This is a genomic window from Agarivorans sp. D1326, assembly GCF_056958115.1.
The window spans coordinates 209719-224852 of sequence record NZ_JBTWEN010000007.1; the positions used below are offsets into that span (position 1 = coordinate 209719).

Sequence of the window (15134 nt, forward strand, 5' to 3'; positions counted from 1 at the left end):
TGCCCCGACTCTTCCTAAGCCTTGGCTCGTCCTGATGGTTGATACTTTACGCCGATGAGCCCTTAATCCCAGTAGCCAAGATAAAATAATTTTGGTTTTAGCTACAAAAAACCATGATAAAAAACATAAGGCATTGAAATATATAAACTTAGTTTAGTTATGGCTTATTAAACAAGTGAAATTACCCGCTACAGCTCGGGCGGATCTCTCACACAGGCAATAGCAGATAAAGAAACTACCAGATCGAGATTAATAATATAAAAATCCAACCAATTACAGGTTATCCATTAAAAGCTCTGCAGATAGGTAATAAACCCTAACAATAAATAGCAGGCAAAGAAAAAGGGCGACACATACGTGTCGCCCTCTTAGTAGTCATATCGCTCTATTCCATGAACGTTAATTGCTCCCTGCAATCCTTTTTGACTGTTTCACACTATTCCTTAGCGTTTCCTCTTCCCAGTTCCTTTGGGCTGTCCTTTAGCCTTCTATGGCATAAGCGTTCATCCTAAACACTTGCTCTCTCCGTCCTGGAGGTATCCCTATACTTCGTCCTGAAGCTATTTGGTATTTTGCTTTCTAGCAATCCTATGCTGACATCCAAACTCATCTACCTTGATAAGCCTGCTCATCCTGAGCGCTGCGTCCTAAATACCTCGGCGTCCTGCCTAATTCTTCCTGAATCTTGGTTCGTCCTGATGGTTGATACTTTACGCTCATCCCAATTAAAGCCCAGTAGGCCAGAAACAAAAACATCTAAATAAAACTATTACTTAAGAGGTAAAAAACAATAAACCATTGAATAATAAATAAAAAATATTTTTCACACTCATAAACAAAGAGACTTATCGGCTTGTTTGAATGGTCGATCTCTCACACGGCCTTTGGTCGATCGCCAAACAAGCATCTAAATTCAGCACGCTAAAATTCTCAATAAGTCTAAACAAATACGCCTTAAAAGAATAAAAAACTAATAAAACACTTTTAATCTTAACTATTCATCTAAAATCGATGAAAAAGTGCAGACAATAAAAAACCCAGCACTTGGCTGGGTTTAGAAAAAGGTCGGGGCGACACTTTCGTGTCGCCCCTAGTAGTCATATCGCTCAAATCCGTGAACGGGTAGTTGCTCCCTGCAATCCTTTTTGACTGTGTTACTACGTCCTGTAGTTATCCTTTTCTCAAATCCTTTGAGCTGTCCTTTAGCCTTCTATGGCATAACCGGTCATCCATACCAGTTGCACGTCTCCTTCCTAGGAGGTGTCCCTTGCTACTTCCTGTAGCTGTTCCTTTTTAGCTCCTGCTACGTTTCTCATCCTGATAAACGTCAGTGCCTCCGTGCACAAACAACTATACGGAATCTAAGTTTGAGAAAAAGCCGCGTAAGCAAAAAACTTTCATTTTTTTACTTACAAATTCTTACAAAAACACTAAACCATTAATTTAAAAGAAAATTTATTTTTAACAACTGTAAGCAAAGCTGCTTTTAACGCACAAGCTTGTAAGAGATATCTCACACCATCTATCGGCATTTATCGCTAACTAACGATTTTTAGCAAGCTTAGGTAGGGATAAATGGTAGCGAATGGCCACTAAACGAATGAGCAAAGCGGTCAAAATACAAGCACTTGTAGCAATAGTATCCGAAAACTGTAGGTATAAAGCAGCCACCCAAACCAGTCCACCAACAATACAAGCAGTGGCATACACCTCACGTTGCAGTACTAAAGGGACTTGATTGGCTAATACATCACGGATCATGCCTCCACCACAGGCGGTAATCACTCCCATGGTAACGGCTACAATCATTGGCGACCCATATTGATAGGCTTTGTTAGCACCAATCGCCATAAATACCGCCATACCTATAGCATCAGCTACCGGCAGTAACCAGCGAGGAGGCGTAGGAAAGTTATTAAGCAATAATACCGAGCCTAAACTAGCTCCAAGAATTACCCATAAATACAAACCGTTCTCTACCCAAAATACCGGGCTAGCGCCTAAAGCCATATCGCGAATAGTACCGCCGCCAATGGCGGTAACACAGGCAAGCACCAAGGCACCAAACAAATCCATTCGGCGACGACTAGCTATCAATACCCCAGAAATGGCAAATATAGCGGTACCAAATAGATCAAGACTAAATATGATGGCGTTGCCCAAAGCGAGTTCCTCTAAAAATTCGGCTGCAATTAGACAACATGTAGACTCAGCAATACAAGATGCAGATCAAACAAAGCCGAAGCCTAATCACTTCGGCTTAATTTGTTACTGTTACAGGCTTAGTCGTAAATGGTAGGAATAGCCTGACGTTTATGTTGGGTACGTTGGTAAATGCCAATAAGTTTTTGCTCGACTTCGTCGGCTACTTTCTTACCTTCTAAGAAGTCATCAATTTGGTCATAAGTAACACCTAATGCCACTTCATCGGGTAATTGCGGACGGTCTTCTTCAAGATCGGCCGTTGGCGCTTTACCAATCAGCTTCTCTGGCGCGCCTAAATAGTCAGCAACCTGACGAACTTGGCGTTTGTTTAAACCAAAGATAGGCACTAAATCACACGCACCATCACCATGCTTAGTATAAAAGCCCGTTAAGTTTTCAGCTGAGTGATCGGTTCCAATAACCAGACCACCACTTAAGCCAGCTATTTCATACTGGGCAATCATGCGCATACGAGCTTTAACATTGCCTTTGGCAAAATCTACTGCAGCTTGGGCAGGTAAATCTAAACCAGCAGCCACTAAACTTTCGCTAGCACTAGTATGCAAGCCTTCGGTACCTGCTTTGATATTAGTGGTAACAATATGTGAGGGTTTAATAAACCCTAAAGCTAGTTGCGCATCGGCTTCATCTTTTTGCTCACCAAAAGGTAAACGCATAGCAATAAAGCGGTAGTCTTGACTATCACTCTCATTATTAAGCTGTTCAACTGCCAACTGCGCTAAGCGACCAGTGGTTGTTGAATCAACACCGCCACTAATACCAAGTACTAGTGTTTTTAAACCAGCTTGTTTTAAACGCGCTTTTATAAAGTCGATTCGACGTTTAACTTCAAACTCTGGATCAATTTCTGGCAAAACCTTCATTTCTGCCAAGATTGCCTGTTTCATTCTGTCACCCCACAGCAAATAATATCCCTAATGCGCAATGTACTTGAGAGACAAAAAAAAACCAAGGGACAAGCTGGTTTACATATACTTAAATCAGCATCAGCGAATTCAAGCAAACATCTCATCAATTTTTAAGGATTAGCAACATGTTAAGACGTACTAAAATAGTCACAACTTTAGGCCCCGCCACCGACCGAGACGATGTACTGGAACAACTGATATTGAGTGGTGCAAATATGGTGCGCCTTAACTTCTCTCATGGAACCGCAGAAGATCATTTGGCACGCGCAGCCAAAGTGAGAGAGTTAGCCAGCAAACATAAACTACACATTGCGATACTGGGCGACTTACAAGGCCCCAAAATTCGTGTTTCCACCTTTAAAGATGGCAAAGTAAACCTAAATGTAGGCGACAGCTTTATTTTAGATAGTGAGCTAGACAAAGGTTTAGGCGATGAAAAACAAGTAGGCCTAGATTACAAACACCTGCCTAAAGATGTTGAACCAGGTGATATCTTATTGCTCGATGATGGCCGTATTCAACTTAAAGTAACGGCGGTAAAAGACAGCCAAGTGACTACCGAAGTTACCATTGGCGGCGTTTTATCTAACAACAAAGGCATAAACAAACTCGGCGGTGGCTTATCTGCAGCTGCACTTACCGATAAAGATAAAGCCGACATTTTAACCGCGGCCAAAATTGAAGTGGACTACCTCGCTGTATCATTCCCTAATAGTGGCGAAGACATGCATTATGCTCGTCGCCTTACCCAACAAGCAGGTTTAGCCACCAAATTGGTTGCTAAGGTAGAACGCGCCGAAACAGTAGCCACCGAAGAAGCGATGATCGATATTATTAAAGCGTCTGATGCGGTAATGGTTGCACGTGGTGATTTAGGGGTAGAAATTGGCGATGCCGAATTAGTGGGTGTACAAAAAACCCTTATTCGCCTCACTCGAAAATACAATCGAGCAGTAATTACCGCCACTCAGATGATGGAATCGATGATTAGCGCACCAATGCCAACCCGCGCTGAGGTTATGGATGTAGCCAACGCCGTGCTAGATGGTACCGATGCTGTGATGCTTTCTGGCGAAACCGCCGCCGGCCAATACCCTATAGAAACAGTACAAGCTATGGCCAGCGTATGTTTAGGGGCAGAAAAACAACGCAGCATTAACGTTTCTAAATACCGCATTAACGATACTTTCGAGAGTATTTCTGAAACGGTAGCCATGAGTACCATGTTTGCTGCCAACCACATGAAGGGCATGAAGGCTATTATTGCGTTAACCGAGTCTGGCAGCACACCACTGTTAATGTCTCGCTTAAGTAGTGGCTTACCAATATTCTCGTTGTCTCGTCATGCCAATACCTTAAGCCGCTGTGCTTTGTATCGCGGTGTATACCCAATTCACTTTGATGAGAGCAGCGAAGATATTATTAAGGTGTCAAAAATTGCGATAGAACAGCTGAAAGAACAAGGTTACTTGAGCAAGGGCGACTTGGTTATATTGACCCACGGCGACGTATTCGACCAAACCGGTCATACCAATACCAGTAAGATCCTAAAGGTAAGCTAAGTATTGTATTCTAGCGAAGTAGAGAAGCCGCTCTAGCGCCTTCTACAGGCCGATTAACTGACAGTTTTCGGCCTTTTTTCATGCCGGTTTGAAAGTCTGGGGTAAGTTGCCCCATCGAAGCCTTAATTTTAGCTTTAAAGGTTTCGCGGTCTAACTTTTCAAACATCTCATCAAGATAGTCGTCCATATGTTCATTACGACCATTAGTAGTCAGGTCAGGCAGTTTTTCTAGCGCACCTTCTAACCAACCAGCGGTGAACGAGGTAACTCGGCGTGCCACTGTTACGTTATCGGTGCCCGAACCGGCAAAGCTATTTCTAAAAGATCCTACTTGCTGGTTCATTTCGCGATAAACGATGTCAAAAGCAAAAGCCGCAAATACCGCACGGTCAGCATGCCCAACAAATTCTGCGCGTTTCAAACCTTTGTGATTAACCAACACGGCTTCAACCCCAAAACGGCTATTAATGCCGCGGATAATCCGCAAAATATTTTCACTTACATTGGCAGGTAGCAGGGTTTGGGTTGAGGTTTTACCCATTTGAATAAGCTCAATATCAGCTTGTTCTAGACCATGTTTAAGCATAAGCCGATGAGCCATACGAATAGCTTGAGCGGCCTCATGTACATTTGAGGAGTTACCCAACTCTAAACACTTAGCTATTTTTTCTAGGGCGCGTTGACGACTCACGAACTGCAACAACCTCTGCTCAAAAATGAAGCGCTATTTTACTTATTTTAGCCAAATTTTCCAGTTATTCAGCGGCGGTAGCCAGAATCAAAAACAACAAAGGCTTGGAAATAAAAACCAAGCCTTTGATTTTGTAGTTAATGTTTTAGGGTCTGTTGATCTTTGGTGTTGAAATTTTGTTTGAGATAAGCGGGCTTTAATCGCGGCGAGCACTTAGAAGCCTAGTGGGCTAAGCAAGAAGTGCTTAACAAAGAGTAAAGTTCGCTTATCCAAACCCTTCGGGCAGCATTTCTTAGCCATTTATTCAGCCTTAGCGAGTGATTATTAAGCCCACTTAACTGCACACTCACTGCCTTGCCTAAATGGCTAATAAATTGCTGCAAAACCATCAGCAAAGATCAACAGACCCTAGCTATTTCTCGATTTGCGCTGCTTCGCTAGTGGCAGGATAAAAATGCACATCGCGCTGCGGGAACGGAATTGAGATACCGTCGCGGTCGAAGCGCATTTTCACTTCACGGGTAATATCCCAATATACGTCCCAATAATCATCGGTTTTAACCCAAGGGCGAACAATGAAATCAACTGAAGATTCGTTAAGTACATGCAACTTCACCGTAGGCTCTGGTTCAGGCAATACCATTGGGTGTTTTTCTAGCAGTTCATTTAGCACTGCTTCAGCTTTTTCAATATCGTCTGAGTAACCAATACCAAATACTAAGTCCACCCGACGCAGCTTTTGTGCAGTAACGTTTTTAATAACGTCACCCCAAATTTTGCTGTTGGGTATAACCAAAGTTTGGTTATCGATGGTAAGAATAGTGGTAGACACAAGGTTCATGCTTTTCACCTTACCAAATACCCCTCCGCCCACTTCTACCATATCGCCTACATCGTAAGGGCGATAGATAAGAATCATCAAACCAGCAGCAAAGTTACCTAGAGTATCTTGTAAAGCAAAACCGATAATGAAACCGGCCACACCTAAACCAGCCAGGATAGGTGCCAGCGAAATTCCCACTTGGGCGAGCGCAAACAGTATTCCTATAATGATGACCACTCGTGCGACCGAGGAGATAATCATGTCTTTCATTAATGACGACAAATTTAGCTTGGAAGAATCCAAACTCTTAGTCATAAGTTTACGCACCAAACGCGATAGAGAACGGAAAATGTAGTAAATAGCCACCAGCAAAAATAGCTTGAAGATCCATTCGCCACCGTGTTCTACAAAGTATTCAGATAAACGTTCTAACCAACGTTTTGCTATGCCACCTAAAATGTTTACATCCAGAACATCGGTAGTAATTTGGCCACCCAGCTTAAGTAAGGTTTGCTGGTAGAACGACGCGTTAAAGCCCAACTGAGTAAGCAAATCCACGGTTAACTTAAAGCTTTCTCCGGCAACGGCAAGCTGCTCGGTAACAACCGCTAGTTGGTCTTTAAGGCTTTGATCGTCTGGCGTAATTTTAATTAGCTTACCTAGTTCTTCGCGCTTTTTACCAACTAAGCCCACCATGCCAGAGAAAGACTCGGCGCGGGTATATAGTCGGTCAATCAAATACTCTTTTTCAGTATCAACACTAAAACCTAAAGCTTGCTGATTTGATATTTGCTGCACCATGGCAGTATAGATAAGGTCTGAGCTAGCAAGGTGTTCGATATAGAGTTGGAAAGCTTTAATGCCATCTGCTTCTTCTTCGGCATAAGCCTTATTAAACTCAAGCTGCTGCTTTTCGATACCATTCACTAAATCTTGGTTATTTTGGGCAATAATTTGCTCAACTTCTGCCAACACCTGCTCATCGGCCAAACCTAAGGCCTTTTGCTCAATTAAATACTGAGACAGCTGATTGATGGTTTCAAAAGCATGTAAATGGCGTTCTAACAAACGGTGAGAGATAGCCGCCTGTTCAATGCTTGAGACTTGGTCGATATTGGCTTTTATTTTTTCGATTCGCTGTTGCTGGCGCTGGTATTTATCCAACAACAAGGTAGCTTGGTCACTCCCAGAATCGACTGCCATAGCCGAAGTTATTGGAGCGCAGACTAACAATGCTGCTAAGCCCAGAGCACCACAATAACGCGTTAATTCCTTTAACATCACTTTCTCCAACCAACAAAGTAGTAAATAAGCTGTACATGCAGACTAACTGAACGGTTTAAAATAAATCAAACCGCCCCTTAAGAATAGTGGCTTGTTTATATTTTACTATCAGATTTAAGTGCTTATACTAACTAATAGCTCACAATGAAGTGATAAATTGTAGAACAGCGCATCTATAGCACTGTTTTAGTACTGCGATACAAGGATAGTATATGAAAACCAAGCAGTGGCTGCCTCTTGCTGCCCTAATTGCAAGCTTTAGCTCTACCAGTTTTGCCGGTGAATGGGTGATTAAAGCAGGCGGCTTTTGGGCGCAAACCGATTCATCTATATCAACAAAAGCATTTGATGGTAGTGACCTAAAACTGGATTTTGAAGACACCTTCAACCTTGAAGAATCTCAGTTTCTTCCTTTTTTCGAAGCCGGCTATAAGTTTAACGAACGCCACTATGTCTATGCCGATTGGCGTCGCTTACATCGACAAGCCACTACCAAATCAACCTTTGGTTATACCCTTCCTAATAATCCTGATAAAGGTATCCTGGTAGGCGCATCTATTGATACCCGCATGGACATTGACATTCTGCGCGCTGGTTATGGTTACTCTTTCTATAAAACAGAGCGTGCTGAAATAGGGGGTTCTTTAGGCTTACACGTTATGTTCATTGAAATGGGCTTTAGCGGTGAGATAGCTGGTTGTGTCGATAATAGTGGAACCATTACTTGTGACAGTGCCAATACCAACGGCGAAGTAGTAGATGAATCAACCACTGCTCCATTGCCTGATATAGGGCTATGGGCCGATTACGACTTATCGGAAGATTGGACAATTGGTGCACATACTCAATTTTTCTATATATCTATAGACAATACTAGTGGTTACTTAGCCGATTTAAATGCCTCTATCTCTTACCATATCAACCAAGATTGGGATGTTGAGCTAGGTTATAACTATTACCTAGTTGAAGCGGAATGGAATGAAACAACTTTAAAATATAACTACCGCGGGCCAATGCTCAACGTAGCGTATAAATTCTAAACTAGCTTTCCCCAAACTAAAAAAGGCCACAAGTTTTCATTTGTGGCCTTTTTGTTTACCAAGTTTTACTGCTTATAGCAGAGATTCTATTCCGTATTCTTTACCGTACTTTTCTACCACAAAGTCGATGTCTTTATCGCCTCGGCCAGACAAGTTAATCAGAATAGAACCCTTATTACCTTGCTTAGCCAAATTGATAGCGTGAGCTACAGCATGGGCAGATTCGATTGCTGGAATAATGCCTTCTAAACGCGAGAGCTCAAAAAAAGCGTCAATGGCTTCTTTATCGCTTACTACACCATATTGAACCCGGCCTAAGTCTTTTAAGTAGGCATGCTGTGGCCCAACGGAGGGGTAGTCTAATCCACTAGCTACTGAATAAACTTGCTCAGGCTCTCCTTGCTCATCTTTAAGCATGTAGGAATGAAAACCATGCATAGTGCCAGGTTCACCCTTGGTTAAAGTAGCTGCATGTTCACCCACTTCTTCTAAACTGCGACCGGCAGGTTCACAACCATGCATAGCTACCGCTTCATCTTCTAAAAAGGCACTAAACAGCCCCATAGCGTTAGAGCCACCACCAACACAAGCCACTAAATTGTCTGGTAGAGCTCCGGTCATTGCTTGGAACTGCTCACGTGCTTCTATGCCAATAATTGATTGGAAGTCTCGCACCATCATCGGGAAGGGGTGAGGACCAACCACCGAGCCAATGGCATAAAGCTGGCTATGAGGATCGGCCATGTAAGCTTGAAAAGCGCTATCCACCGCTTCTTTTAAGGTTTTTCTACCGTGAGTAGCAGGGATAACATTGGCACCTAAAATACGCATTCTCACTACGTTAGGGTGCTCTTTAGCAATATCTACTTCACCCATGTGAATATCACACTCTAACCCTAACAAGGCAGCAGCGGTTGCTAAAGCAACCCCATGCTGACCAGCGCCGGTTTCGGCAATAACTTTGGTTTTACCCATTTTTTTAGCCAGTAGCACTTCACCTAAACAGTGATTAATTTTATGCGCGCCAGTATGGTTTAAGTCTTCACGTTTTAAATAAATGTCGCAGCCATAGGTTTGCGATAAATGCTCGGCGTGGAAAATTGGACTAGGGCGACCCACATAGTCTTGATACAAACGAGTAAGCTCTTTTACAAACTCTGGATCTTGGCGAATTTCTAAGTAAGCCTGATTAATATCATTCATTACTGTTTGAAGCTCTGGCGGAATAAAACTTCCACCATATTCGCCAAAATAACCTTCGCTGTTTGGCAGCGGGTGTTCAAACTGTTTGTTCATGGTCTGTCCCTAAAGCAAAACTCTAGTTATACCTAATAAAAGTAGGGATTTATGTGAAAACAGTCGCTAAAACAAAAAAAGCGACCAAAGGCCGCTTTTTATAAACAATTCAAATAATTAAGATTTCTTAACTGGACGTTGCCAACCTTTAATACTGCGCTGCTTGGTTCTAGATATTGCCAATACTTCAGCTTCCACATCGCTAGTAATTGTAGAACCAGCACCTACGGTTGCATTCTTACCCACGGTAACTGGAGCAACTAACTGAGTATCGCTACCAATAAAGGCACCGTCTTCAATCACAGTTTGGAATTTATTAACACCATCGTAATTACAGGTAATAGTACCAGCACCAATATTCACTTTTTCACCTACCGTAGTATCACCTAGATAAGTTAAGTGGCCAGCTTTAGAGCCTTTACCTAAAGTAGACTTCTTCATTTCTACAAAGTTACCTACATGAGCATCTTGCTCCAGCTTGGCTCCAGGGCGAAGGCGAGCAAATGGACCAGCGGAAGCATCTGCCGCTAAGCTAGCTTGTTCAATAATGCTGTTAGCTTTAATGGTGACGTTATCGCCAATCTCACAATCAATCAAAATAGCGTTAGCTTCGATAGTCACATTGTTACCAACGGTAACTTTGCCCTTGATAATCACGTTGATATCGATGAAACAGTCGCTACCAATGCTTAACTCACCACGTAAATCAAAGCGGTTAGCATCGGCTAGACTTACGCCATCACGTAATAGCTGTTCAGCTTGGGCTTTTTGGTAAGCGCGCTCTAAACCGTTTAGTTGAACTCGGTCATTAACCCCTTGCACTTCAACAATAGAGTCGGGTTGAACCGCTTGTACCACGTTGCCTTCTTTAGTGGCCATTTCAATAATGTCGGTAACGTAGTATTCGCCTTGAGCATTGTCGTTACTTAAGTTAGCCAACCAACGGTTAAAGTCATTACTGTTTGCCACTAATACGCCAGTGTTCACTTCTTTAATCGCTAGCTGCTCAGGTGTTGCATCTTTGTGCTCAACAATCGCCGCTACACTGCCGTTTTCACGCACAATTCGTCCATAGCCAGTTGGGTCTTCTTGATCTACGGTGAGTAAACCAATGCCATTTTCTGGCAAGGCTTCAATTAAGCGCTGAATAGTTTGTTCACTAATTAAGGGGGTATCGCCGTATAACATAACTACCGGCTGATTAGGCGCAAAATGCGGTGCAGCTTGTTGCATAGCATGGCCAGTACCTAGTTGCTCAGCTTGCTCTACCCAGTTTAGACTTGGATCTTGAATTTGCTGTTTAATCAATTCACCGCCATGACCATAAATAAGGTGAATAGCTTCTGGCTTTAATGTTTTAGCGGTATCGATGACGTGCTGCACCATTGGTTTATCCGCTAACTTATGAAGTACCTTCGGCAAAGTTGAACGCATCCTTGTTCCTTTACCGGCAGCCAAAATAACAACACTGAAGTTCATTTTGTTTCCTTATTACAGGTTGATTTTCCCAATCAACCAAAATGATTATCGATAACTTAAACAAGTGTAAGCGAAACGCATCAGCTTTGGAATTATCGTTTAAACAAGCGCTTCATTGGTGAAGGAGTGTAATCCCACAGATGGTCAAACACCTGCATTAATTCAGGGTTTCCGTAGCTAGATAATTTAAGCGCATGAAATCGATTTTTTTGCGCTTTTAACTGCTTGATTGCATCTAACAAATCATTAGGTGGAGCAGGGGCAATAAAATCTGACAATACCACTAAATCTGCATTTTGGTATTTATCTTCTGTCATTTGCTTAACCGCTTGCTGGAGCGCTGCGGCCATATCGGTGCCACCATGAAAACTGTAAGACAGAAAATTAAGAACTTCTCTTAAGCCATCTTTTTTAGTGAGTTCGTAAGTGATGAGCTCTGTTGAAAACATAATTACATAACAGTCACGCTGCTCAGCTAAGGCTATTTGCATTAAGCCATAGGCTAGGGCTTTAGCACACTTCTCAGGGAAGCCTTGCATAGAGCCAGAGCTATCAATGGCTAAAATGAATGGGCCCTTATCCAGCATGGTCTCGTCAGCTGCTTTTTTGTAGGTTTTCACCTTACGCAACTTGCGCTGCTTGCCCTGCATTTGATAGTTCATTAGCTGGTGGTCAACTAAGTGCTTATAAAAAATAACCTCTAATTCTGGGTAGGCTAAGAACATGGTTTCATTAGGCAGGAGTTTGGCTAAGTCATCACCTTCGTGCACTCCAACTATATCGTCGGTAACTTGCTCTAATTGCTCCTCAACCAATTGAGGCTCTTCGACCGGTGCATTGCTAGCATTTGGGTCACTCACTTGGTCGGCCATTCTGCCTAATTGCTCGGCAATTTTTTGTAGACCTTTTTGCGACTTAAGGAACACCGCAAACTGCTTAAGCAAATTAACTTCACTTTTACGCAACTTTGCCGCCGCCATATCCCATAACCGGCCTAACTTATTTGAGTCACCCGACTCGGTCATTTCAGGCATGGCCTGCAGCGTTTCAACCCGTTGATAAAGATCGGCCAGCAAGGCTTGCTTATGCTGCTTCATTTCATCTAACTGAGCTTGATTAAGTGCCTTGGCGATGTTTTCAAACCACTGATTACAAAAGTAACTTTGAAACATTGGGCTATAACGGTGGTGAGGATGAGCAGCCAACTCACTTGCCTTACCATAAAAGGAAGAACAAACGCTTAACTGTATTAATAAGTCATCTAACTGTTGGCTGAACGCGGCACTATCTAATTCAATAGAACGCTGATATAGCGCTATTTCTTCGGCAAATTTTTCTTCAATGGTTATTTGACCAAGCTGAGCACGAATTTGACTTTTCCATTTGCTAACTTGGCTTTTCATGGCACTTTGAATACCAGGGCTAGACTCTGCAATCATCATCAGTTGCGGACGCATCATCACCTCGCGAACTGCTTCATCAAGCAGTCCCGACTCGGCTAACATCACACCAAATTGCAGGCTATCTAACATGTTTTAACCTAGTTAAAAAAGTCGTTTATGTTGCGCATTCTATAAGCCTGTTTATCTAGCAAGCTAGCAACCCCTGATACCATCATGTCTACTTCCATTAAGCTTGCTTCTATCGACTCTGGCAGTTGATTAGATATAAAGTTATGGGGCAAGGCACCGTGAAACTGAGCCCGGCTGCGTTTTAGCTCATACTCTGCTTGTTTAATACTAGTTAATACCGCATCAATTTGCTGTTGCCAGCTAGCCACTAAATCGTCATCGAGACCTTGTTGCGTAGCTATGCCTAGTAATAAAGGTCGATTAGCTAAATCTTTAATTACTAGCTGGTGGTTAATATCAATATCAAAGCGTAGCTGACATAATTCAGAACCTTCGTTGATCCGCCCGAGCATTTCACAATTACCGTTTTTTATTTTCTTTGAGAACTCATTTGCATCCACATAGACCCAACGCGTTTCACCTTTGTCTTTTTCACTCACCGACAAATTGCTTTGCAAAACTACCAGCTTAAATAGCTCGCCACCATGTTTATTGGGGTAACGTTTAGCACTGCTAAAATCGTATTTATATTGGTCTTTTCTTAAGCCTGAATCATGAGAAAACTGTAGGGTAAGCTGCTCGCAAATATCATCCACGGTGGCTTGATAATGACGCTCGGCCCCTTCGGCAAGCTCTTTTAGTTTAAGCTGATCGAATGCATGATTAACGGCATAGTCTTTAATACAAGTTTGAATAAACTGGCGGTCTTCTAGGTTATGCCAGAGGCAGTCTTGCAATAGCAGCAAGTCGAGCGGATTAATCTCTGAGCGGCCATTAAAAAATGCACTCGTTTGCAACAGGTGCACTGACTTCTTCCAGCGTCGGTCCGACACATAGAGATCACCAACAATGCTGCCTTCACCGGCCAGAGGCAAACCTTGCTCAACCAAGTTTTTAATTAGGTACATTTTCTCAAACACTTCGTCACTCATGGTGACTTGGCCAAGTTGCGCTTGCCACGTTTGATACTCTTCGTCACTTATCACAAGGTGTTCAGGGATCTCTTGTAAGCTCTGATTATCAAGCAGCAGGGCTTTGAAATTGTCTTTTTGCTGAATCCTATTTACAAATACCCGCAGTAACATACGGTCATAAAGTGCTTCTAAGCCACCATCTTCTTCGGGAAGTTCATTTGAAGCAGAAATAAGTAAGCGCATTGGTACAGGCAAGTTTTCGTAGCTATTTCGAAAAGTGCGCTCATTCACTACCGTGAGTAGGGTATTAAGAATAGCCGGACCTGCTTTCCAGATCTCATCAAGAAAAACAATATGCGCTGTGGGCAAATAGCCTTCGGTTAAACGAACGTACTTACCATTATCTTTAAGCTCTTGAATAGATAAAGGGCCAAATACTTCTTCTGGGGTAGAGAAGCGAGTCATTAGGTAGTCAAAGAAGCTTTGGCTTTTAAAGGCTTTTACCAAACGTTTGGCAATCATGCTTTTGGCAATACCAGGTGGGCCTAGCAAAAATACACTTTCGCCGGCTAGAGCAGCCAAAAGGCATAACTTAAAGCTTTCTTCACGTTCGTAGATACCTGCTGATAAGGCTTTAATAAGGCCTTGAATACGCTCTGAGAGCAAGGCTTTGCTTGCTTGATTTAATGGCGAGATTGTTGCCATATCCATCCCTTGATGAGTGTTAGTTTGAAGCAAAGTTCAAACCCACTAAATATAGTAGTTGTTAGCACGAAGCCAATCTATTTATAACTATAGTAACGGCTATAAAAATAGGTTTCGTTGATGTCAGCATCATTTTTCACAGACAAAAAAGGCGCTCTGGGAGCGCCTTTTTATTATCAAGCTAAATCTATCGGACGTTTTTTCCGAGGATTTCGATAACTTGAAGTTGAGCCATTGCTTTAGCAAGTTCAACTTGAGCTTTCGCAAAATCCACATCGCTGTTGGGATTGCTAATGCTTTCCTCTGCAGCTTGTTTAGCTTGTTGGGCCTTGGCTTTATCGAGCTCGTTGCCTCGAATCGCGGTATCTGCCAACACGGTTACATTTCCTGGTTGTACTTCCAAGAAACCACCCGAGATGTAAATCACCTCTTCGTGACCATGCTGTTTAACCATGCGAACCATACCAGGCTTAATTGGGGTTAGTAGTGGAGCATGGCCATGCAATACTCCTAACTCACCCTCTTCACCGGTTACTCGTAAGTGCTCAACGCGGCCAGAGAAAATTTTCTCTTCTGCGCTCACCACATCCAAGTGAACTGTCATCGCTGCCATTTCAGCCTCCTGTTACGCCAAT

At 42.7% G+C, this 15134-nt stretch carries 11 protein-coding genes; 2 read left to right on the forward strand and 9 right to left on the reverse strand.

Translation table 11 applies throughout. From position 1 onward, the window contains the following. Window positions 1–1542: 1542 nt before the first annotated feature. Window positions 1543–2163, reverse strand: a complete 621-nt coding sequence (locus ACYFDN_RS14925; protein WP_016400240.1) for a trimeric intracellular cation channel family protein — start codon at window positions 2161–2163, stop codon at window positions 1543–1545. Window positions 2164–2282: 119 nt separating this feature from the next. After that, on the reverse strand, window positions 2283–3113 hold the full coding sequence (gene nadE / locus ACYFDN_RS14930; protein WP_406609957.1) for an ammonia-dependent NAD(+) synthetase: 831 nt from the start codon (window positions 3111–3113) through the stop codon (window positions 2283–2285). A gap of 146 nt (window positions 3114–3259) precedes the next feature. Here nadE and pyk point away from each other — a divergent pair, with 146 nt between their 5' ends. Beyond that, complete coding sequence (pyk, locus tag ACYFDN_RS14935) at window positions 3260–4696, forward strand: pyruvate kinase (protein WP_016400242.1); 1437 nt, start codon at window positions 3260–3262, stop codon at window positions 4694–4696. 10 nt (window positions 4697–4706) lie between these two features. Here pyk and ACYFDN_RS14940 read toward each other — a convergent pair whose 3' ends face one another. Both ACYFDN_RS14940 and ACYFDN_RS14945 read right to left on the reverse strand, forming a co-directional pair. Continuing rightward, a complete protein-coding gene (locus ACYFDN_RS14940) occupies window positions 4707–5387 on the reverse strand; it encodes a DUF2786 domain-containing protein (protein ID WP_016400243.1) in 681 nt (226 codons plus the stop codon). Window positions 5388–5799: 412 nt separating this feature from the next. Then, window positions 5800–7491 carry a mechanosensitive ion channel family protein gene (locus ACYFDN_RS14945; RefSeq protein WP_016400245.1) on the reverse strand — a complete coding sequence of 564 codons (1692 nt, stop codon included), beginning with the start codon at window positions 7489–7491 and terminating at the stop codon, window positions 5800–5802. Window positions 7492–7706: 215 nt separating this feature from the next. Here ACYFDN_RS14945 and ACYFDN_RS14950 point away from each other — a divergent pair, with 215 nt between their 5' ends. Further along, window positions 7707–8534, forward strand: a complete 828-nt coding sequence (locus tag ACYFDN_RS14950; RefSeq protein WP_483511755.1) for a hypothetical protein — start codon at window positions 7707–7709, stop codon at window positions 8532–8534. Window positions 8535–8606: 72 nt separating this feature from the next. Here the strand turns inward: ACYFDN_RS14950 and trpB are convergent, their stop codons facing one another. From trpB to ACYFDN_RS14975, 5 genes are all read right to left on the reverse strand, one after another. Next, a complete protein-coding gene (gene trpB / locus ACYFDN_RS14955; protein WP_483511756.1) occupies window positions 8607–9830 on the reverse strand; it encodes a tryptophan synthase subunit beta in 1224 nt (407 codons plus the stop codon). 117 nt (window positions 9831–9947) lie between these two features. Next, the gene (glmU, locus tag ACYFDN_RS14960; protein WP_483511757.1) at window positions 9948–11309 is read right to left on the reverse strand and encodes a bifunctional UDP-N-acetylglucosamine diphosphorylase/glucosamine-1-phosphate N-acetyltransferase GlmU; all 1362 of its coding nucleotides are present in this window, start codon (window positions 11307–11309) and stop codon (window positions 9948–9950) included. 92 nt (window positions 11310–11401) lie between these two features. Continuing rightward, a complete protein-coding gene (viaA, locus tag ACYFDN_RS14965; RefSeq protein WP_338622832.1) occupies window positions 11402–12841 on the reverse strand; it encodes an ATPase RavA stimulator ViaA in 1440 nt (479 codons plus the stop codon). 8 nt (window positions 12842–12849) lie between these two features. Next, a complete protein-coding gene (locus tag ACYFDN_RS14970; protein WP_483511758.1) occupies window positions 12850–14499 on the reverse strand; it encodes an ATPase RavA domain-containing protein in 1650 nt (549 codons plus the stop codon). Window positions 14500–14686: 187 nt separating this feature from the next. After that, the gene (locus ACYFDN_RS14975) at window positions 14687–15112 is read right to left on the reverse strand and encodes a F0F1 ATP synthase subunit epsilon (RefSeq protein ID WP_016400252.1); all 426 of its coding nucleotides are present in this window, start codon (window positions 15110–15112) and stop codon (window positions 14687–14689) included. Between the last annotated feature and the right edge of the window lie 22 nt (window positions 15113–15134).

Coding starts and splice junctions, on each gene's coding strand:
- nadE (WP_406609957.1), bottom strand. CDS start 3,113: ATGAAACAGGCAATCTTGGCAGAAATGAAGGTTTTGCCAGAAATTGAT.
- ACYFDN_RS14970 (WP_483511758.1), bottom strand. CDS start 14,499: ATGGCAACAATCTCGCCATTAAATCAAGCAAGCAAAGCCTTGCTCTCA.
- ACYFDN_RS14950 (WP_483511755.1), top strand. CDS start 7,707: ATGAAAACCAAGCAGTGGCTGCCTCTTGCTGCCCTAATTGCAAGCTTT.
- trpB (WP_483511756.1), bottom strand. CDS start 9,830: ATGAACAAACAGTTTGAACACCCGCTGCCAAACAGCGAAGGTTATTTT.
- ACYFDN_RS14945 (WP_016400245.1), bottom strand. CDS start 7,491: ATGTTAAAGGAATTAACGCGTTATTGTGGTGCTCTGGGCTTAGCAGCA.
- ACYFDN_RS14975 (WP_016400252.1), bottom strand. CDS start 15,112: ATGGCAGCGATGACAGTTCACTTGGATGTGGTGAGCGCAGAAGAGAAA.
- glmU (WP_483511757.1), bottom strand. CDS start 11,309: ATGAACTTCAGTGTTGTTATTTTGGCTGCCGGTAAAGGAACAAGGATG.
- pyk (WP_016400242.1), top strand. CDS start 3,260: ATGTTAAGACGTACTAAAATAGTCACAACTTTAGGCCCCGCCACCGAC.
- viaA (WP_338622832.1), bottom strand. CDS start 12,841: ATGTTAGATAGCCTGCAATTTGGTGTGATGTTAGCCGAGTCGGGACTG.